Source organism: Achromobacter sp. GQ309 (assembly GCF_059759315.1).
The window spans coordinates 636,371-656,657 of sequence record NZ_JCAXDP010000002.1; the positions used below are offsets into that span (position 1 = coordinate 636,371).

Sequence of the window (20,287 nt, forward strand, 5' to 3'; positions counted from 1 at the left end):
GCGCTACAGCAGCCCCGCCGGCCTGACGCGCCCATTGCGGGCGGTCTTGGTGCGGCGGTGCTCGGCGCGGCGGCGGCGCGATTCCTTGGGGTCGAAGGTCAGCCCGCGATAGATTTCCACGCGGTCACCATCGGCCAGACGCGCGTGCGGCTCGGTGGCGCGGCCAAACACGCCCACGCCCCGTTCCCATGGTTTGACCACAGGAAACGCCTGCGCAAATCCGCTGGCGGCCAGCGCGTCTTCGACCGTCGCACCGTCGGGCAGGCGCACTTCCCGTTGCCACGCGTGGCCGGGCAAGGCGTAGCAGACGACGACGCCGATCTGCCCTGCCGCGGACGCCTCACTCGCCATACTTGGCCTGCGCGCGCTTGGTGAAGGAATCAATGAAGCTGGTCGCAATGCGGTTGAAGACCGGCCCCACCACCATCTCCAACGGCCGGTTCGAGAACGCATATTCCATGGTGAACAGGACCTTGCAGGCGTCTTCGGCCAGCGGCTGGAACACCCAATGGCCCACCAGGCTGGAGAACGGGCCATCCACGAGTTCCAAGTCGATCCGCTCGGGATAGACGTGGGTATTGCGCGTGGTGAAGCGTTGCTTCATGCCCGCAAAGGAAATCAGGATGGAGGCCTGCATGCCGTGTTCGTCGCGGGTCTGCACCTCGGCGCCGCCACACCACGGCATGAACTCGGGGTACTTCTCCACGTCGGCGACCAGGTCGAACATCTGGGCGGCGCTGTAAGGCACCAGGACGGATCGTTGTACTTTGTGCATCGACTATCGCAAATGGCTAGAATGGCAAGATTTTACCGGCACAGCGCTTTGTGGGCCTAAATGGGCCGAAACACTGGACCAGCACATCGCGCAGAATAACGAGCAATCCCCGTTCGCAACAACCCGCAATCGGCCGGATAGCCAGATTCGCAGAATCCCAGCAAGAAGGCTTTATGAGCATTATCGACAACCGCAAGGCCACGCACGACTATTTCATCGAAGACCGCTACGAGGCCGGCCTTGTCCTGCAAGGCTGGGAAGTCAAGGCGATCCGGGACGGCCGCGTGCAGCTCAAGGAAAGCTACGTCATCGTGCGCGATGGCGAACTCTTCCTGCTCGGCATGCACGTCAGCCCCCTGCCCACGGCCTCCACGCACATCCACCCGGACGCCATGCGCACGCGCAAGCTGCTGCTCAAGGCCGAAGAAATCAGCAAGCTCATCGGCAAGGTCGAGCAGCGCGGCTACACGCTGGTGCCGCTGAACCTGCACTACAAGAACGGACGCATCAAGCTGGATTTCGCGCTGGGCCGCGGCAAGAAGCAGTTCGACAAGCGCGACACCGCGCGTGAAAAAGACTGGGCGCGCGAAAAAGAACGCATCATGAAGCACGACACCCGCGCCCCCCGCCGCAGCAAGGACGACTGATCTACGCGGCCACCGGCAGCGCCGGGCGCTCGGCCTCGTGGCCGGGGCCCACGATGCGGTTGCGACCTGCCGACTTGGCCGCATAAAGCTTGCGGTCGGCCCGCTCAAACAGCACCTGCAGGTTCTCGCCGGGAATCCAGTCTTCCACACCCGCACTGAACGTATACGAAATCGTGCTGCCGCCGTGCGCACACGGCGTGCGCCGCACAGAATCCAGCAGCCGCTCGGCCACCTCCAGCACCGCGTCGCTGCGCATGTCCGCAAACAGCACGCAGAACTCCTCGCCACCCACCCGGCCCACGTGATCGCCGGTACGCAGCGTAGCCGTTGCCAGCAGGCCAAAATGGCGCAGCACCGCATCGCCGGCTGCGTGGCCGTGCGTATCGTTGATGCGCTTGAAATGATCGATGTCCAGCAGCAGCAAGGTCAGCGGACGGCGCATGCGCAGGGCCTGGGCGCAATAGCGCTCGGCCTGCAACCACCACGCCTTGCGCGACATCAGACCCGTCAGGAAGTCAGTACTGGCCTCTTGTTCGCGATCAGCCAGCATGCGGTCGTGGATGATCATGATGGTGCCCAGCGTCAGGCAAGGCATGATCAGTACCCCCAGCGTCAGGAAGGCGACGCTCCACAAGGTGGGCTCCAGAAAGGCCGACACCATGTCCAGCTCGACCAGGTAAACCGCCGCACGAAGCGCGCAGACCGAGGCGGAGATCAGCGTCACCACCCACACGAAACGGTAGCTGTAGCGTGAGCGGTGCGCCGGCATGTTGCGCTGGACGACGATGGCCACGGCCAGCATGAAGCCCATCTGCAGCAGCGACATCGCCACGATGCGCGGCCCCACCTGCCAATCCACGTACGTATAGACCGCCACGACCGACAGCGCGGCCACGCAGCCCAGCGTCATCAGATGCCGGGGCACCGTCAGCCCGAGCAGCCGGCGCACGCCGGCATAGTACGCACAGAGGGCAAGCGCGATGGCCGTATTGGGCACCAGGATGGACGCCCACAGCGGCGCCTTGGTGCTCTGCAGCGCAAAAGTAGAAAACGCCAACAGCGTGAGCAGGTTGGCGCGGATGGTTTCGCGAATGCCGGCCATGCCGCTGCGCGCCAGCGACCCCAGCACGCAAAGGGAAAGCACTCCCGCCAGCGCTGCTATCAGAAGCAAATTAACGGGAGCGATCATGGGCGGGCGCGCCGCAAGGCGCGGTATCAGGTGTTGCGCGTGGACTTCACGATGGTCATGGCGGAGGCGATCATGCCGCCGACGTCGGACAGGTTGGCCGGCAGGATGAGCGTGTTGCCTTCCTTGGCCACGTTGCCGAACGCCTCGACGTAACGCTCGGCGACCTTCAGGTTCACGGCTTCCATGCCGCCCGGCTGGCGCACGGCATCGGCAACCTGCGTGATGGCCTTGGCGGTGGCTTCGGCGATCGCCAACACCGCGGCGGCCTCGCCCTGCGCCTGGTTGATCTGCGCCTGCTTCTCGCCCTCGGAACGCGCAATGGCGGCTTCACGTTCGCCGGTGGCGATGTTGATCTGTTCCTGACGGCGGCCTTCGGAGGCGGCGATCAGCGCGCGCTTCTCGCGTTCGGCGGTGATCTGTGCCTGCATCGAGCGCAGGATTTCATTGGGCGGCGTCAGGTCCTTGATTTCGTAGCGCAGCACCTTCACACCCCAGTTCAGCGCCGCCTCGTCCAGCGAAGACACGATGTTGCTGTTGATGGAATCGCGCTCTTCAAAGGTGCGGTCCAGTTCCATCTTGCCGATGACCGAGCGCAGGGTCGTCTGGGCCAGCTGCGTGATCGCCGAAATGTAGTTGGACGAACCGTACGACGCGCGCATCGGGTCGGTGACCTGGAAGTACAGCACGCCGTCGACCTGAAGCTGCGTATTGTCGCGCGTGATGCAGACCTGGCTGGGCACGTCCAGCGGAATTTCCTTCAGCGAATGCTTGTAGGCCACGCGTTCGATAAAGGGAATCACGAATCCGGCGCCCGGCGACAGGACGCGGTCAAACTTGCCCAGCCGTTCGACCACCCAGGCATGCTGCTGCGGCACGATGGCGATCGCCTTGACGACGATCAGGATTGCCAGAGCAACGATGACGAGCAGCACGATGGTTGAAGTATCGATCATGGTGTGAAGCCTCTTTTCGAGTGGGTGCGCTGGCCTGCCCCGCCATGCCGGCCAGGGTTCCAGCGTTTGCCCGCGGCGCTGCGCGGGCGCGTTCTGCTATGTCGAGCCGCCGCGCTTGGGAGTAAGCACGAGAATCGAGCCGCGCAATTCAGTAATGGTGTGTTCGCCGGGCTGGGCGGCATGTCCCTTGGCCAGTTCAGCCTGCCAATGTGCGCCGCGGTACCAGACGCGCGTCGACCCGCTGTCGGACCAGGCCTCGACCGTGACAGTCTGGCCTATGTCCAGAATGACGTCTGCGTTGCGGGCGGAGTTGACCTCGCGCTTTTTCAGCACCCGGGTTTTGCGCAGCACCAGAAGTCCCAGCAGCAGCACGACGCCGCACGCCACCAGCTCCCATTGCAGGCCCGCATTCAGCCAGGCGGCAATACCGCCGGCGGCCAGACCCAAGGCCACGAGCAGCAAATAGAAGGTTCCTGTCGCCAGCTCACCAATGAGGGCCAGCGCGGCCAATCCCAGCCAAATCCACATAGTCTCGAGAATCGTCTGTAAGGATGAGTATCTGAGCGGATTGTACGTATTTCCGGGACGGAGCGGGAATTGCCGTGCGCCGACGGGAACATTTTCGCTGGATTATGATGTGCCCCTGGCGCGCCGGGTCGCGGGACCTTCGCGCCGCCCTTATTCACCCACACGCTTTTATGACCGCTGCAACTTCTTCTGCTCTCCCCGTCCTGATCCTGCATACCGGCGATCCGGACGACACGCTCAAAAGCCAGTTCGGCGGCTATGCCGAACAAATCGTGCAGGCGGCCGGACTGACCCCCAGCGCCGTCGACATCGTCACGGTCTACGAAGGCCAGCGTCCGCAGGCGCCCTCCAGCTACCGCGCCGCTTTGATTACCGGTTCGCCCGCCATGGTCTCCGACAAGGAACCCTGGAGCGAAGACACCGCCGCCTGGCTGCGCGAGGCCCTGGAAGCCGGCCTGCCCATGTTTGGCGTCTGCTACGGCCATCAATTGCTGGCGCACGCGTTCGGCGGCAAGGTCGGCTACAACCCCGCCGGCCGCGAAGTCGGCACCCAGACGGTCGAATTGCTGCCGACGGCCGGCGGCGATCAGCTCATGGCCGGCGTGCCGACCACCTTCCCCGCCCAGATGCTCCACGCGCAGACCGTACTGCAGCTGCCCGCGGGCGCGGCCGTGCTGGCGCGCTCGGACCTGGACGAGCACCAGATGATCCGCATCGGCCGCAACGTCTTTTCCACCCAATTCCACCCCGAGTTCGGCCCGGACTTCATCCGGGCCCACCTTGAACGCTATGGCCGCCGCTACGCAGCCGAAAACCTCGACGTGCCGGGGCTGTCCGCCAACGTGCGCGCGACGCCCGTGGCGGCCGGCCTGCTGCGCCGGTTCCTGGAAACCTACGCGCCCGGCGCCTGACGCCTGCGCCCGCGGCTCCGCCGGCAATGCGGAGACCGCCGGCGGCGACAGCCGCAACAAGCGGAGTGCGCAGGCCGGCCAGCCTTGAGACCATAGCGCCAAGCGTACGAAATCACGCAAGAGCCAGGAGTCCCTTATGAGCCCCGCCGCCGCCCCCTTGAGCAAACAGCACGCCGCCGCCGTGGAGCGCGCCTGCCGCGCCCTGGAAGCCGACCAGCCGCCCGATCTGTCGGCGCTGGCCGAACAGGCCGGCATGAGCCGCTTCCATTTCCACCGCATTTTCAAGGCCGCCACGGGCATCACGCCCAAGGCATATGCCAACGCCCTGCGGGCCAGCCGCGCCCGCCAGCGCCTGGAAGACAGCGCCAGCGTCACCGACGCCATGTACGACGCCGGCTTCAATTCAAGCGGACGCTTCTACGAAGCCGCCCCCGCCATCCTGGGCATGACGCCCACCGCGTTCCGCAAGAACGGCGAAGGCGTGGACATCCGGTTCGCGGTGGCGCAGTGCTCGCTGGGCGCACTGCTGGTGGCCGCCAGCAGCACCGGCATCTGCGAAATCGCGCTGGACGAGGACCCGGACCGATTGGTCCAGAATCTGCAGGACCGCTTCCACGCCGCGAAACTGATCGGCGCCGACCCCCGGTTCGAAAGCTGGGTGGCGGACGTGGTCGGCTTTGTCGAAGATCCTTCGCGCGGCCTGGACCTGCCGCTGGACGTGCGCGGCACGGCATTCCAGCGCAAGGTCTGGGAGGCGCTGTGCGAGATCCCGCTCGGCGAAACCGCCACCTACTCCGAAGTGGCCGAACGCATCGGCGCACCCGCCGCTGTACGCGCCGTCGCCCGCGCCTGCGCCACCAACAACATCGCGCTGGCCATCCCCTGCCACCGCGTGGTGCGCACGGACGGATCGCTGGCGGGCTACCGCTGGGGCATTGACCGCAAGCGCGAACTCATTGCCCGCGAAGCGCGGGCCGCCTGATCTGTGCGCGGCCTGATCTGGGCCCCAGACCCCTCGGTGCGCTAAAAGCAGCTTCGGGATTATCGTCCCGCCTCTTCGATGTCGCGGGGAAATCTGGGCTCATAGCACAGCAGCAGCGAAAGCCAGTGGCCGGCAGCATGGATCAAGATAGCGGGCAACATCAATAGGTTCGCTACGACAAACACCCATAAGCGGCTGTGGCGCAGGAACTGAGTGTCCAAGCCCCAGGCCGCCTTGAACGAAAGCCAGGGCCAGGGGAACTTGTTGATAAGCCTTTTCGGCGCAGGCGCGGCAGCGGGGCCGTCCTCCATGTAGCGGCGGATGTACTCCCAAAACGCGACGAGCTCGCTGGCATTGCGAGTAGGTTTACCCACGAAAGTGACTTCGATGTTATCGGTAGGAGTTCCCTGCAAATCCACACCATCGCCCCGATCCCAAACCAGAATGACAAAACCTCCGGTGCCCTCCAGTTCGCTCATGCCTTTGTCCATAAGTACCTCGGTCTTATCCCAATCCATGATACGGATGCCGCCTAGATGCTCGGGGCGTAGCAAGTAAACCTTGCGGGTAGCTCGGTTGAAACGAACGATGATGCGACGAGCGGTGAGGGCTTCCAACCGAAAATACCGTAATGTGTATTTTAAGAAAATACATAGGACCGCAAACCAGAGCACCGGAAAAAGTATCAGGAAAAAGTAATCCTCACCATCCAGTGGCAAATCATCATAGTAGCCATGACCTTGACGGATGTAGTCCACGGACACGATCACGGTACGCAAGCACGCGTAGATCAGAAACCCATAAATCCATCCTAAAAATGCGGTGATTACTCCTCTCTTCTCATCGTTTGGCGTGCGAAGATCCATAGCCGAGTCGGTCAAGGCATATACCGACTCATTGTCGTAGACGTCGCTGCAAACACACTCGCCAACACCTTCGGGAGCATGAATTTCTGCCTGCCCCGGCTGGCGTTGTTGCTTGCCCAATTCTTCAGTCGCTTCCTCGTAGCTCATCAAATTTCGCGACCACTGAAAACCGCGCTCCAATAAATACATCAGTACACTGCCTTCACTGAACGTTGCATGAGTTCGATCTCCATTTCTTCTGTCGCCACTGGACCGTTGCGGCGGTTTTTACGAAACGAGCAGTGATCCAGAAATAGTTCCAGAGCATCAGGAAGGATATATATTTCAACCGCAGCAAAAGCCAAGATCGCGAGATTCACGCTCAGGAATATGCGGAGCATCAAGACCATCCGGCCAGCCAGGGCTGTTGACAGCCTGGAGCCCGCGTTGAGCGCACGCCCTAACATTCGACTGGTTCCATACCTTCGCGATAAATGCTCCAAGTAAGCGCCCGCCGCACCCATCCCGACCGCAACGGACAGTGTGGCTGCACCTAGCTGGGCGCTAGCCCGCAAAAAGTAAAAGCCAGCTATCGAGAATCTTCTGAAGACGAAATTTTTATTGAAGTCTTGGAAGTCATAGGTTGCCCCGACTAGCGAAGCTGCGCCAGCCAAGATCCCCGCCGTCAAGCGAAGGCCACTGCGGAATACCTTGGCACCTTGCTGCACAGCAGCGCTGCCACTTTTCTCCGCAAAGCTCACCGCGCCCGCCCCCACTTCGAAACCCGTTGCAGTTAGCGCCACCAGCGCCGCGACAATCTCCACATACTCCTTGCTTCGCTTGTTTTCCGCCGTCAGTCTGTTGTACAGGTTCCACATTTCCAAGAAGACCAGAGTGCTTCCAATGCGGATTTCAGTCATTGGACCTTTTGCTCCCGTCCGCAGGGCCTCCTCGAACTGACGACTGGCGGAGCGGCCCATGCGTACCATTGACCCTCGGCTCAGTTCCTTGCCGTTCCGCAATTCGAGGCGATAATGCTGCGCGTATCGACCCAGGCGCGCGAGCAGCACTGACGCCGCCAGCTTGTTGAATGAGGCGTCCACAATGGCGGCAGCAGTCTTGCCTTGGAACATTGAGTTGCCTAGTGTGTTGATCAGCATCGCACCGCCGACCAAGTAGCCGGACGGTGGACCTCCGCCCGTTGAGGCATCTGCCATCGAATCGAGCATGGCGTGGCTCTTTTCGTAAAGATCCGCCAGCTTCTTTAGTCGGTTCTGCAACGCGACGGGGTCGACGGATTTCAGCGTCTCGCGCTCGCCGAAAAGTCGATTCACTTCGCTTTCCATGCTCTCCTGGTTATGCGCCAACGACCGCCAGAACAGGTTTTCTCTGGATATCCCCGCTTTGCGCCAGCGATCAAGCAGTTCCTCGCCAACCGCCGTGGCATTCATGCCGGCGATAGCCTTTCCCATTTGGTCTTCAAATAGCAAGGCCTGCTCGGTATCGTTGCGGTCAAATGTATCGAGCGCGGCGAGAAGCGGTTCGCTCTGCAGCCAGAGAAGGTGGTCCGAGGCCCGCGCGTCTTTGGCCGCGTCCGCCTTATCGACTTCTTCCCGATAGCGCTTCAGGAAATCCTGACGCATTTCCTCATCGATGTAGTCGGCGTACTTACTCCAACTTTTGGCACGGCGCTCCTTGGCGGCGGCTTCCTGAACTTGCCGTTGATGCTGCGGATTGCGAAAGTTGATGAAATCACCCCGCGATTGCAAAGTCATGTGGTTGTTGCTCATCTCGTACCCGCGATCCGAGTAACGCACGCCGTAGTTCTGCTGCTCCTTGTAATAGAGTTTCTCGGCTTCGTCCTCTACCAGTTTCCTGATGTTTTCAATGCCGAAAGCGATCGTGAACTTGCGATGGTTGGTAAGCTTTTCGTTGTCCTCGTACGCCATGAATGCATCGAGTGCGTCGACACTCGCATTGCGCCAGGCGTTCAGTTCCTGAGTAATGCCGAGAGCGTCCTCTACGACGATGGCCGCACCACGGAACCGATTGTGCGCGGCCGTGGGCCGCATTTCAGCCTGGGTCGCCTGCAGCGGTGGCGCAAGAATATTGAACGCCTGCGTTTTGAGCAGCGTACTCAATCTGGGCTGGTTTACAGCCGCGAAGTCGGCAACGCAATCAAGCTGATCAAAAGTCAGCACGCCGTCTTGCGAGCGGACACAATCCATTTCTTCGGGAGGCAGCGACGCAAGTTTGGCGATATCCACCGAGACCAACTTATCCCTGCTTGCCGGGAGCGAGCGATATCTGCGCAGCGTTTCCTTGGTCAAAGGGCATGGGCTAAAGAGCAGGCGAAGATCCTTGATGTCGTCTACGTCATGGACTTTGAACATCCACTTCCAGCCGGTGTATGCATCCATGATGCCCTGCCCCGCGGCGGGTTTCGGCTCCCACGGCTCGTCGGCATTCATATAGGCGAGGGTTCCGGCTTCCGATACCCGGTACTGGCTGTGCCATTCATAGGTCCCCGCGCTCACGCGCTGCACAAGGACGTACAGGAATCCCTGACGCAGCGGGCGTATGGCGTAAGTTGATTCGCTCAGACTGCCCACTCTGCGTGGCTTATTCAAATGCTCGGGCAAGGACGGAAGGAGTTTGCGCCGTTCGGGGCTACCTCCCACGGCGCAATACCGTAGCGGAAGTATCGTGAAGGTGCGAGTGCAAGTTACCTCCGCCCCGCGATTCAAGATTCCATCGAGAAGCGTGCGATTCTCTGCACACGCATTAAAGGTGTCGTTCCAATCGAACATTGACGTCCTCAACCATTTTCTCTGCGCATGCGCACTTGCAGCGCCTGCGCCAGGGGTTCTCGCAGCGCTTTCGCCTCGTGCAATGCGTCGTTCCATGCCGGAGAACCTTCGAGCGCCTTGCCTTGCAACGCCATCAAGGTCACGTAGTCGATTCGGTCGCTCTGTCGGCTCAGACCGATGCGATCCGCTTGAGCTAACAAGTCATGTACGAGTCCAAGCCGGGTGCCATGGCAGTTTTCGCGGTCGCCCTTCTCTTCAAGCGGCGCCCGAAGCTGGTCCGCCAGACGGTACGTGAGCGGGTCGCCCGCAAGCGCCTCCCAGCATGACTCGTCCAATTGAATAACTGGCGTGCGATACGGCTTGGTCGAACCGTGACCTGTAAAGTGTTTCCAGGCCTTGCGCTCTCGGTGGGGAAATACCAGCCACCATGATCGGACCGGCGCCAGCCAGTCCGAGATTCCCGGGAGATCCTGGCGCGCATGAAGCACGGGAAAGGCCAATTCCGTGTGAAAGCGCAGCAAATAAGTAGCGCCATCCGGGCCCTTCGCTGTCGTGGCATGGCCAAGGTGCTCGGCCAACTGAGGCGGCGACATGGCACTGGTCAGCCAGACGCAAACTGCGTCTCCGGCAATGCCAGCAACGTCGCAGAGAAAGTCGTACTGTCCTTGCAGGTTGTTCTGGGCGGAAGGCGTGAACAACCATGGGCCAATCTCGCGGAGATTCTCCAACTCTCGCTGCTGCAGTAGCGGCCAACCGGAGAATCGCTCCATCAGGTGCCTTCGGACATCAGCCTTCATGCGAGCCATTTCGATGATGGCTGTCAGCCCATGATCGGGGAGCTGGCGCAGTTCGTTTACAACGCTTTCAGAAAATGGATTCATGTGTGGCCTATCCACCGAACCGCACGACGCTGCGGCCTTCTGCGATGGCTTTCAGCAGGCATCCCACACAAACGGGTTCGCCGGGTTCCGGCGTGCCGTTGACGGAGATAGAGTTCGTGCCGCCACCGGGCTTTTGATTCATCGGACCCTCGATCAGAATGGCGACCCCATCAAGCGTGATACCTGACGCGTCGATTCGGATGGTTCCCCCCGGCCCCTTGATAGTCAGGCTCTCTGCCGCTTGGCTCTCAAAAACCTTCGTGCGCTGCCGGATCGCCTGCCCCGCCTGCAGTTCCGAGTGCCCCTCGACCGTATGCTCCTGGTGTCCGCCTATACTCACCCAATGATTCGCTGCGGTCTTGTCGCGGCGGTGGTTGCCCACTTCCTCGGTGCGGTCCTTGGCGGTGTGGACGATGTGATTGCGCCCCACGGTCAAACAGTCATCCCGCCCTATGTCATGCCGCCGGTCCTGGCCGATGTTGACCTGTTCGTCGTTGCCCACCGTCTCCATGCGGTCGTGGCCGATGATGATGGTTTCATCGTTCTCGACCTGCTCGCTGCGGTCATGGCCCACGAACGTCGACTCGTCGTTGTTGACGTGGATGTTCTGGTCCTTCTGCGCATGGACGTAGATTTCTTCCTGGTCCTTCTCATATTCAAAACGCAGTTCGTTGTACCCCTCGCCCTTGTGGGTCTTGCTCTTGATCGTCATCCGCGTCTTATGTCGCGGCAGTTCGTAGGGCGGCAATTGCAGGCGGTTATAGGCGCGGCCGGTGATCACAGGCTGGTCCGGATCCCCATCGAAGTAAGAGACGATGACATCCTGCCCAATGCGCGGGATGGCCATGTGCCCCCAGGTCGCGCCGGCGATGTCCTGTGAAACGCGGATCCAGCAGGAGCTGCGTTCGTCCTCCTTGCCGAGCCGATCCCACGGGAACTGGACCTTCACCCGGCCGTACTCATCGGTATAGATCTCTTCATTGGGCGGGCCGACCACCATGGCGTTCTGCGGGCCATCGATGCGGGGCCTGCGTAGTGGTTCTGCCCGCCACTCGGCGTCGTCCGGGACCAGTTCGGCTTCGTAGCTGTAGTGCGTACCCATCTGGGCTTGTGCGCTTTCCTCGGCCTGACTCGTGTGTTGGATGCCCCGGTGGACAATGCGTACCGGACGCCAGCCGCGGTTCAGGTCTTCGCGCGGATGATCGGCGAGGGTGAATGAAATGCCTGGCTGGAGCCGCGGGTCATCGCCTTCAACGAAGGCGACGCGCGAATCGCGGCGATGGCCGCGCAGACGGTTCTCGGCGAAGGGCTTGCCGGCTTCGTCGAACTTGGCCCGAGCGGGATAGTCGTAGCGCTCGTAACGGCGGCCTTGATGGTCCAGATCTCGGCCATCGCGGCTGTGCTGGTGGGTGTAGCGCGGATGGTGAAAGGTGTAGTCGCGCTGGGTCTGGCGCGCGGTGCGCACGTTCTCGGTGTACGAGAAGCGGCGCAGCGCTGGCCGCGGCTGGTTGCCGCCGGGCGTGGGGTTGTACTGAACCGGTTCATCACCGACGCGGCCATGGATGAACAGGCGGTCGCTGTGGATCAGCTTATGGCCCTCGGCGGTATGGCGGAAGGAGTAGAAAAAGCCTTCGTCGCGCATGATGCGCTCGACGAAGTGATAGTCGGTGTCGCCGGCCTGCACGCAGTACTCGCGCGCCTGGTGTTCGGTGGTGCGGCGCTGCTCGTAATCCTGGTTGAGGCCATGCGCCTTGAGCACCGCCTCAGCGATCTGCGGGACGCTTTGCGACTGGAAGATGCGCCAGTCGGAACTTAGCTTCAGACGCGCGAGGCGCGGCTCGACGATGGCGGAATAGCGCGTGCGCCGAAAGCCCGTGTCTCCCTGGACGAACGACGAGACCGCGCCGTGCACGTAGCGCACGGGCTTGGAGCCGCGCCAGATCGTAAGCAACGCGGCGCGGTCCAGCACTACGCCGAAATCGATGGCGGAATTGGCGCTGGCCAGGTCCACTTCCAGCAGGAAGGTCTCGGACAACCCTTCCTGCAGCGTAAATTCGACGACTTCAAATGACTCGTCGCCAATGGTGAAAGTGAACCGCAGATCGGATTGGGTAGGAATGACGTGCTCCCGCAGCGACAGACCTTTCGCACTTGCCATGAGCGCGCGGTCCGCCTATGGAAACGCGTCCGCTGCAAATGAAGAATTTCGCAATGGACGCGAATGGAATACGGGGTCCATTACGTCACACGATCCAATCTATAGATATCAGAAGACTCTTACTTTGATCGGGGGCATCTGAAGAGAGCATTCGTCGCCGAGGCTCGACGAGCACTTTTCCATTAGCGCGGCTGCGCCCCATTCCCACGCCGTATAAAAAAAGCCCCGCGTCCCATAAGGACGCGGGGCTTTCCCTTCAACCGGCCAATCAGTTCTTGGCCAGACGCTGCCACGTATCGACAACGGTGTCCGGATTCAGCGACATCGACAGGATGCCTTCGTCCTTCAGCCACTGCGCGAAGTCCGGATGGTCGCTGGGGCCTTGGCCGCAGATACCCACGTACTTCTTGGCGGCCAGGCAAGCCTTGATTGCACGGCGCAGCATGAACTTGACAGCTTCGTCGCGCTCGTCGAAGTCGGCGGCCAAGAGTTCCATGCCCGAGTCGCGGTCCAGGCCCAGCGTGAGCTGGGTCATGTCGTTCGAGCCGATGGAGAAGCCATCGAAGTACTGCAGGAATTCGTCGGCCAAAATGGCGTTGGACGGAACCTCGCACATCATGATCAGCTTCAGGCCGTTTTCGCCGCGCGCCAGGCCGTGCTTCGCAAGCAGGTTCACGACCTTCTCGGCCTGACCCAGCGTGCGCACGAACGGCACCATGATTTCGACGTTCGTCAGGCCCATTTCATCGCGCACCTTCTTGAGCGCTTCGCATTCCATGCGGAAGCACTCGGCGAAGTCTTCGGCGATGTAGCGCGACGCGCCGCGGAAGCCCAGCATGGGGTTCTCTTCCTCGGGCTCGTAGCGCGAGCCGCCGACCAGCTTGCGGTACTCGTTGGACTTGAAGTCCGACATGCGCACGATGACCGGCTTGGGATAGAAGGCGGCGGCGATGGTCGCCACGCCTTCAGCCATCTTCTCGACGAAGAAGGCGCGCGGGCTGGCATGGCCGCGGGCGGCCGATTCCACGGCCTTCTTCAGCTCGCCGTCCACGTTCGGGTAGTCCAGGACCGCCTTCGGGTGGATGCCGATGTTGTTGTTGATGATGAATTCCAGGCGAGCCAGGCCGACGCCGCCGTTCGGAATCTGGGCGAAGTCGAACGCCAGTTGGGGGTTGCCCACGTTCATCATGATCTTCAGATCGATGGCGGGCATGTCGCCGCGGCGCACTTCCTCGACCTCGGTTTCGATCAGGCCGTCATAGATGCGGCCTTCGTCGCCTTCGGCGCACGACACGGTCACGGCCTGGCCTTCCTTGAGCAGGTCGGTCGCGTTGCCGCAGCCCACCACCGCCGGAATGCCCAGCTCACGCGCGATGATCGCGGCGTGGCACGTGCGGCCGCCGCGGTTCGTCACGATGGCCGAGGCGCGCTTCATCACGGGCTCCCAGTTGGGATCCGTCATGTCGGTGACCAGGACGTCGCCCGGCTGGACCTTGTCCATGTCGGAGATGTCGCCCACCACGCGCACCGGACCCGAACCGATCTTCTGGCCGATGGCACGGCCGGTGATCAGGACCTGGCCGGTCGCCTTCAGGCGGAAGCGCTGCTGCACGTCATTGACGCCCTGCTGCGACTTCACGGTTTCCGGACGCGCCTGCAGGATGTAGATCTTGCCGTCGATGCCGTCGCGGCCCCACTCGATGTCCATCGGACGCTGGTAGTGCTTTTCGATGATGACGGCGTAGCGGGCCAGTTCGTTGACCTCGTCGTCGGTCAGCGAGTAGCGGTTGCGCTCGGACACCGGCACATCCACCGTGCGCACGGCACGACCTTCGGGGCGCTCGGGATCGAATTCCATCTTGATCAGCTTGGAGCCGATACGGCGGCCGACGATGGGATAGTGGCCCTGTTCCAGCGTGGGCTTGAAGACGTAGAACTCGTCGGGGTTGACGGCGCCCTGCACGACGGTTTCGCCCAGACCATACGAGGACGTGATGAACACGACGTCCTGGAAGCCCGATTCGGTGTCGATGGTGAACATGACGCCGGCGCTGCCCTTGTCGGAACGCACCATGCGCTGGATGCCGGCCGACAAGGCGACGTCGGCGTGGGCGTAGCCCTTGTGCACGCGATAGGAAATGGCGCGGTCGTTGTACAGCGACGCGAACACGTGGCGGATCTTGTCCAGCACGTCATCGATGCCCACGACGTTCAGGAAGGTTTCCTGCTGGCCGGCGAACGAGGCGTCGGGCAGGTCTTCGGCCGTGGCGGAGGAGCGCACGGCAAACGAGCCCTTGCCGTCAGCATCGAGCTTGGCAAAGGCTTCGCGGATCTGCGATTCGAACTCGGGCGAGAACGGCGCGTCGACGATCCATTGGCGAATCTGCGCGCCGGCGGTGGCCAGTTCGCGCACGTCTTCGGGATTCAGCGTGGTCAGGCGTTCGGCGATCCGCTTGTCCAGGCCGGAGGCCTTCAGGAAGTCGCGGAAGGCGTCAGCGGTCGTGGCAAAGCCGCCCGGCACGCGGACACCCGCGCCAGACAGCTGGCTGATCATTTCGCCAAGAGATGCGTTCTTGCCTCCTACCGAGTCCACGTCCGTCATGCGGAGCTGCTCGAACAAAACAACATACGACATTGAAGTCACCTTTTACAATGGAATGAAAGCGAGTTTGGTCAATGGCTGAATCGTGCTGTTTTTGATGCCGGAAAAACCGCGTTTTCCGGCCTTCACAGAGCCGATTTCAGACGCTGACCAAACTGGCCTTGGACCGCCCTTGGGGTGACTTATAGGGGCCTGATTGTACTCGGTGGAGTACGTCCGGCCATCTGCCTGGTTGGAATTTTTTACACATGACATCTACCCCTATCGTACGCACGGTATACATCGTTTCCGACAGTACCGGCATCACCGCGGAAACGTTCAGCCAGTCCGTGCTTTCGCAGTTCGAAGAGGTCAATTTCAAGCCCATCCGGCTGCCCTTCGTGGACACGCTGGAAAAGGCTGCGGAAGTCGCCATGCGGATCGACCGGAGCGCCCAGGACGCTGGTGTCCCGCCCATCGTTTTCAGCACCCTGGTCAACCCGGAAATCCTGGCCCGCGTTCGACAGGCGAACGGAATTTTCCTGGATCTGTTCGGCACGTTCGTCAGCCACATCGAGCAGGCGCTGGGGTTGAAGTCCAGCCATTCCATCGGCCGGTCGCATATGCAGGCCAACTCGGAAAAATACCGGAACCGGATCGACGCCATCAACTTCAGCCTGGCGCATGACGACGGCCAGTTCGTGAACCAGCTCGATCAGGCCGACGTGATCCTGGTCGGGGTCTCGCGCTGCGGCAAGACGCCCACCAGCCTGTATCTGGCCATGCAGTACGCCATCAAGGCCGCCAACTTCCCGTTGACGCCGGACGACTTCGAACGCGGCACCCTGCCCTCCACCATTGCGCCGCACCGCGCCAAGCTGTTCGGCCTGTCGATCCAGCCGGAACGCCTGGCGGAAGTCCGCAACGAACGCCGCCCCAACAGCCGCTACGCCCAACTGGAACAATGCCGCTACGAAGTGGCGGAAGCCGAACGCATGATGCGTCGCGAGGGCATTTCCTGGCTGTCCAGCACCACGAAGTCGATCGAAGAGATCGCCACCACGGTGCTGCAGGAAGTTGGACTGGATCGGGGATAAGGCAGAGGGGCTGGCCAAAGCCAGCCCTTCAGTGGGGCGAAAGGCGGCGCGCCTCGCGCCGGCTCAGCGGCGAAGGCGCGCGCTGCTCTGCCGGCGCTGCTCGAACAGGCAGATCGCCGCGGCGGCGCCGACGTTCAGCGACTCCACGGCCGCGGCGTCATGCGGAATGCGTACCTTCAGGCTGGCGGCCGCCAGCAGCGCCGGCGCCACGCCCTGGCCTTCGTGGCCAAAAATCCATGCGCACTGTTCAGGCAGGCGGTCCGCGAAAAGATCGCGCGAGCCGTCCAGGGCGGTCGCCACCAGCGGCACGCGCAGGCGGGGCAGCAGAGCCTCCAGGTCGGCGTGCTCGTGGATCTCGAGGGCAAAGTGCGCGCCTTGGCCACTGCGCAGCACCTTGGGCGACCACGCCGCCGCCGTCCCTGTTGCCAGGAACACGCGCTTGATGCCCGCTGCGGCGGACGTGCGCAACAGCGTACCCACGTTGCCGGGATCCTGGATACGGTCAAACAGGACGCAGGTTTCATCGACCTGCGCAGGCAGCGCCGGAACGGGCGGCGTGACCAGGAAGGCAACGCCCTGCCCGCTTTCCACCGCGGCCACGGCGTGCATCAGCCGCGCGTCCAGCGCGAGGCTGACGTTGTCCGGCACGGCCGCGGCAAGCGCGGCGATATCGGGCTGGGACAGGCGGTCCGCGTCGAAGATCGCCCGATCCGGCGGGCCGTAATGTTGCAGCCAGGCCTGACACAGATGAACACCGTCCAGCAGCACGGGTGCGCCGCGCTTACCGGCCGTGCCGGCCAGCTTGACCAGCGCCTTGACCGCCGGGTTGTCCCGGGAACTGATGTGCTTCATGAAACCAGGCCGAAAGCCTTGATGGGAGCAAAGCTGCGCCGGTGTTCGGCGCACGGGCCGTGCTCGCGCAGCCGTTGCAGATGCAGCGCCGTGCCATAGCCCTTGTGCTGATCGAACGCGTACTGCGGATACAACGTATGCAGGCGCAGCAGGTCCGCGTCGCGAGCGGTCTTGGCAAGAATGGAGGCAGCCGAGATGGCAGGTACAAGCGCGTCGCCCTTGATGACGGTTTGCACGGTACAGCGCAGCTTGGGCGCCTGATTGCCGTCCACCAGGGCCAGTTGCGGCATGGTGGCCAGGCCTTGAACGGCGCGCTGCATGGCCAGCATGGTGGCGCGCAGGATATTCAGGCTGTCGATTTCGGCGACGGTGGCGCTGGCGATGCACCAGGCAAGCGCCCGTTCCTTGATCTGCAGGGCCAGTTCTTCGCGGCGGACCGCGGTCAGGACCTTGGAATCGGCCAGCCCGTCGATGAATCGTGACGGATCAAGAATGACGGCGGCCGCGTAGACCTCGCCTGCCAGTGGGCCGCGGCCAGCCTCGTCAACGCCTGCGGTCAGCAACGCAGGCTGCTCGGGCGCCACGAAAAGCTCAGGCTGCTCCATCGGCCACCTCCAGGATCGCCTGCGCGGCCAGCGCCGGCGTATCGCGCAACAGGTCTTGGTGCATGGCGGTAAAGCGCGCCTCCACGCGTGCGATGAGCGCGTCGTCGGTCAACGCCTGCCAAGTCGCTTCGGCCAGTTTATCGGGCGTCGCGTCGTCCTGCAAAAGCTCAGGGACAACAAAGTCACGCAGCAGCACGTTGGGCAGACCCACCCACGGCAGGTACGGGCGCTGCTGGCCGGACTTCCAGGCCATGATGCGCCGCATCCACGGCGACAACACGTAGGAAATGACCATGGGCCGCTTGAACAGCGCCGTCTCGAGCGTAGCGGTGCCGCTGGCGACGAGGACCGCCGTGGCGGCTTCCATGACGGACCAGGCCACCGGCGCCTTACGGTCGCCGCCCTCGCCGTGCAGGTCCTGCGCGGTGACGCAGCGCAGGCCGGGCACCGGATGCTGCGCCAGCATTTCAAGGAATTCTGCCCGCCGCTGGTCATTGACCATGGGCACGATGCACTGCAAGGCCGGATCTTTCTTCAGCAGTTGCTGGGCGGCCTGCAGGAAGCGCGGCGCCAGCAGGCGGATCTCGGACGACCGGCTGCCGGGCAGGATCGCCAGCACGCGGGCGTTCTGGTCGATACCCAGGCGTTCGCGGGCGGCGGCGCGGTCAGGCTGCATCGGCACGGCGCCGGCCAGCGGATGGCCCACGTACGTAACCGGAATGCCTTCTTTGCGGTAGATCTCTTCCTCGAACGGAAACAGCACCAGCATGTGCGATACCGATTCGCGGATCTTGTGAATGCGTTCGTAGCGCCACGCCCAGATCGAGGGCCCAACGAAATGCACCGTCGGCGTACCCGCCTGCCGCAACTGATGCTCAAGGCGCAGGTTGAAATCGGGCGCGTCGATGCCGACGAACACAGCGGGCGGCTCGGCCAGCCAGCGGCGTTTGACGTCGCGGTAGGTGGCCAGCAGGCTGGGCAGGCGCTTGAGCGCGTCCACGTAACCGAACACGGTCAGCGCGTGCATCGGGTGCCAGGCTTCAAAATCACGGGCCTGCATCTGCGGCCCGCCGATACCCTCGCAACGCACGCCGTTGTCGCGCGCTTGCAGACCGGCAATGATGCGCCCGGCCAGCAGGTCGCCCGAAGGCTCGCCGGCCACCATGCCGATCCGGGTGCTCATGGGCGGATGATGCCGCGGGAGGCGACGTCCAGGAAGTCCAGCAACGTCTGCAGGTGTTCCGCAGCTTCGGGGATGGCCTGCTGGCGGTCGCGCAATTCGGCGCGTGCCGCGTCCAGGGACAGGCCCCGGCGGTAGATGATCTTGTAGGCTTCGCGCAGGGCCGAAATGGAGGTGGCGGAAAAACCGCGACGCTTCAGGCCTTCGACGTTTACGCCCACCGGACGGCACGGGTTGCCGGCGGCCAGGACGAACGGCGGGGTGTCCTGCATAAGCGAGCTGTTGCCGCCCGTCATGGTGTGCGCGCCCACGCGCGAGAACTGGTGCACGCCGGTCAGGCCGCCGATGATTGCCCAGTCGCCCACGTGCACGTGGCCGCCAAGCTGCACCGAGTTGGCCAGGATCGTGTGGCTGCCGATGTGGCAGTCATGGGCCACGTGAACGTAGGCCATGATCCAGTTATCGTCGCCCAACGTCGTTTCGCCGCCGTCTTGCGTGGTGCCGGTGTTCAGCGTGACAAATTCGCGGACCGTGTTGCGGTCGCCGATGGTCAGCCGGGTGGGCTCGCCCGCGTACTTCTTGTCCTGCGGCATGCCGCCGATGGAGCAGTACCGGTAGAACCGGTTGTCGCGACCGATGGTGGTCACGCCGTCGATCATGCAGTACGGGCCGATTTCGGTCCCCGCACCGACGGTCACATCGGGCCCCACCACTGCGAACGGGCCGATGACCGCGGTCGGGTCGATTTTTGCCGCCGGATCGACAACAGCGGTGGGATGGATGTTTCCTGCCATTTACTCTTCCAGGCTGCGAATCGCGCACATCAGCTTGGCCGACGCCACTTCCTGGCCATCGACGGTCGCGCGTGCTTGATACTTACAGATGCTGCGGCTCAGGCGTTCAGCTTCAACCTCGATACGCAGTTGGTCGCCCGGAACGACGGGACGGCGGAAGCGCGCGCCATCGATGCCGACCAGGTAATAGGCGGTCTTGGCGCCTTCGCACTTGAGGCCGCCGTTCTCGTCCGTGAAGGAGAACAGCGCTGAGGCCTGGGCCATGGCTTCAACGATGAGCACGCCCGGCATCACCGGATGGTGAGGAAAGTGACCGTTGAAAAACGGCTCGTTGATCGAGACGTTCTTGATGGCGACGATGGACTTGCCAGGCACCATTTCCACAACACGGTCAATCAGCAGCATCGGGTAGCGATGCGGCAGCCTCTCCATGATCCCCTTGATGTCGAGTTCCATTTTTCTCTGCGTTCCTGCGAAATTAAATAAGGTGGCGGCGCGC

19 protein-coding genes are annotated in these 20,287 nt (G+C 62.8%); 4 read left to right on the forward strand and 15 right to left on the reverse strand.

Annotated features, from left to right (window positions below; translation table 11 throughout):
* Positions 1-3: 3 nt before the first annotated feature.
* Both AC6CIE_RS08245 and AC6CIE_RS08250 read right to left on the reverse strand, forming a co-directional pair.
* Positions 4-351, reverse strand: a complete 348-nt coding sequence (locus tag AC6CIE_RS08245; RefSeq protein ID WP_175121910.1) for an RnfH family protein — start codon at positions 349-351, stop codon at positions 4-6.
* Positions 341-775, reverse strand: a complete 435-nt coding sequence (locus AC6CIE_RS08250) for a type II toxin-antitoxin system RatA family toxin (RefSeq protein WP_056316825.1) — start codon at positions 773-775, stop codon at positions 341-343. The genes AC6CIE_RS08245 and AC6CIE_RS08250 overlap by 11 nt, the downstream gene beginning before the upstream one ends.
* 137 nt (positions 776-912) lie before the next feature.
* Between AC6CIE_RS08250 and smpB the strand changes: the two genes are divergently transcribed.
* Entirely contained in the window at positions 913-1,422 is a 510-nt protein-coding gene (gene smpB, locus AC6CIE_RS08255) for an SsrA-binding protein SmpB (RefSeq protein WP_224776897.1), read from the forward strand.
* Position 1,423: 1 nt separating this feature from the next.
* Here the strand turns inward: smpB and AC6CIE_RS08260 are convergent, their stop codons facing one another.
* The 3 genes from AC6CIE_RS08260 to AC6CIE_RS08270 form a co-directional block, all read right to left on the reverse strand.
* Complete coding sequence (locus AC6CIE_RS08260; RefSeq protein WP_498091951.1) at positions 1,424-2,611, reverse strand: GGDEF domain-containing protein; 1,188 nt, start codon at positions 2,609-2,611, stop codon at positions 1,424-1,426.
* 26 nt (positions 2,612-2,637) lie between these two features.
* Entirely contained in the window at positions 2,638-3,564 is a 927-nt protein-coding gene (locus tag AC6CIE_RS08265) for an SPFH domain-containing protein (protein ID WP_008167745.1), read from the reverse strand.
* Positions 3,565-3,660: 96 nt separating this feature from the next.
* Positions 3,661-4,092, reverse strand: a complete 432-nt coding sequence (locus AC6CIE_RS08270) for an NfeD family protein (RefSeq protein ID WP_175139175.1) — start codon at positions 4,090-4,092, stop codon at positions 3,661-3,663.
* 170 nt (positions 4,093-4,262) lie between these two features.
* Here AC6CIE_RS08270 and AC6CIE_RS08275 point away from each other — a divergent pair, with 170 nt between their 5' ends.
* Both AC6CIE_RS08275 and AC6CIE_RS08280 read left to right on the forward strand, forming a co-directional pair.
* Positions 4,263-5,003, forward strand: coding sequence for a glutamine amidotransferase (locus AC6CIE_RS08275; protein ID WP_498091952.1), 741 nt, complete (start codon positions 4,263-4,265; stop codon positions 5,001-5,003).
* A 136-nt stretch (positions 5,004-5,139) separates the two neighbouring features.
* A complete protein-coding gene (locus AC6CIE_RS08280) occupies positions 5,140-5,985 on the forward strand; it encodes a bifunctional transcriptional activator/DNA repair enzyme AdaA (RefSeq protein WP_367351990.1) in 846 nt (281 codons plus the stop codon).
* Between the two features lie 59 nt (positions 5,986-6,044).
* Here AC6CIE_RS08280 and AC6CIE_RS08285 read toward each other — a convergent pair whose 3' ends face one another.
* From AC6CIE_RS08285 to ppsA, 5 genes are all read right to left on the reverse strand, one after another.
* Positions 6,045-7,040: a DUF6708 domain-containing protein gene (locus tag AC6CIE_RS08285; protein ID WP_498091954.1), complete on the reverse strand. Its 996-nt coding sequence runs from the start codon at positions 7,038-7,040 to the stop codon at positions 6,045-6,047.
* Complete coding sequence (locus tag AC6CIE_RS08290; RefSeq protein ID WP_498091956.1) at positions 7,040-9,736, reverse strand: T6SS effector BTH_I2691 family protein; 2,697 nt, start codon at positions 9,734-9,736, stop codon at positions 7,040-7,042. Before AC6CIE_RS08290 ends, AC6CIE_RS08285 begins: the two co-directional genes overlap by 1 nt.
* Positions 9,649-10,521: a DUF4123 domain-containing protein gene (locus tag AC6CIE_RS08295; protein WP_498091957.1), complete on the reverse strand. Its 873-nt coding sequence runs from the start codon at positions 10,519-10,521 to the stop codon at positions 9,649-9,651. Before AC6CIE_RS08295 ends, AC6CIE_RS08290 begins: the two co-directional genes overlap by 88 nt.
* 7 nt (positions 10,522-10,528) lie before the next feature.
* The gene (locus tag AC6CIE_RS08300; protein ID WP_498091959.1) at positions 10,529-12,679 is read right to left on the reverse strand and encodes a type VI secretion system Vgr family protein; all 2,151 of its coding nucleotides are present in this window, start codon (positions 12,677-12,679) and stop codon (positions 10,529-10,531) included.
* Between the two features lie 268 nt (positions 12,680-12,947).
* Positions 12,948-15,314, reverse strand: coding sequence for a phosphoenolpyruvate synthase (ppsA, locus tag AC6CIE_RS08305; RefSeq protein ID WP_498091960.1), 2,367 nt, complete (start codon positions 15,312-15,314; stop codon positions 12,948-12,950).
* Positions 15,315-15,529: 215 nt separating this feature from the next.
* Between ppsA and ppsR the strand changes: the two genes are divergently transcribed.
* The gene (gene ppsR, locus AC6CIE_RS08310) at positions 15,530-16,357 is read left to right on the forward strand and encodes a posphoenolpyruvate synthetase regulatory kinase/phosphorylase PpsR (RefSeq protein WP_175121920.1); all 828 of its coding nucleotides are present in this window, start codon (positions 15,530-15,532) and stop codon (positions 16,355-16,357) included.
* Between the two features lie 63 nt (positions 16,358-16,420).
* On the opposite strand, the gene AC6CIE_RS08315 is transcribed toward ppsR, so the two are convergent.
* Genes AC6CIE_RS08315 through fabZ form a run of 5 tightly spaced genes read right to left on the reverse strand, consistent with a single transcriptional unit; the run spans position 16,421 to position 20,244 of the window.
* Complete coding sequence (locus AC6CIE_RS08315; protein ID WP_175139170.1) at positions 16,421-17,209, reverse strand: TrmH family RNA methyltransferase; 789 nt, start codon at positions 17,207-17,209, stop codon at positions 16,421-16,423.
* Positions 17,206-17,814, reverse strand: coding sequence for a ribonuclease HII (gene rnhB / locus AC6CIE_RS08320; RefSeq protein WP_498091962.1), 609 nt, complete (start codon positions 17,812-17,814; stop codon positions 17,206-17,208). Before rnhB ends, AC6CIE_RS08315 begins: the two co-directional genes overlap by 4 nt.
* Entirely contained in the window at positions 17,801-18,997 is a 1,197-nt protein-coding gene (gene lpxB, locus AC6CIE_RS08325) for a lipid-A-disaccharide synthase (RefSeq protein WP_498091964.1), read from the reverse strand. The genes rnhB and lpxB overlap by 14 nt, the downstream gene beginning before the upstream one ends.
* Positions 18,994-19,788 (reverse strand): acyl-ACP--UDP-N-acetylglucosamine O-acyltransferase, encoded by a 795-nt coding sequence (gene lpxA / locus AC6CIE_RS08330; RefSeq protein ID WP_175121924.1) that lies wholly within the window; start codon positions 19,786-19,788, stop codon positions 18,994-18,996. The genes lpxB and lpxA overlap by 4 nt, the downstream gene beginning before the upstream one ends.
* Entirely contained in the window at positions 19,789-20,244 is a 456-nt protein-coding gene (gene fabZ / locus AC6CIE_RS08335) for a 3-hydroxyacyl-ACP dehydratase FabZ (protein ID WP_006385190.1), read from the reverse strand.
* Positions 20,245-20,287: the final 43 nt, after the last annotated feature.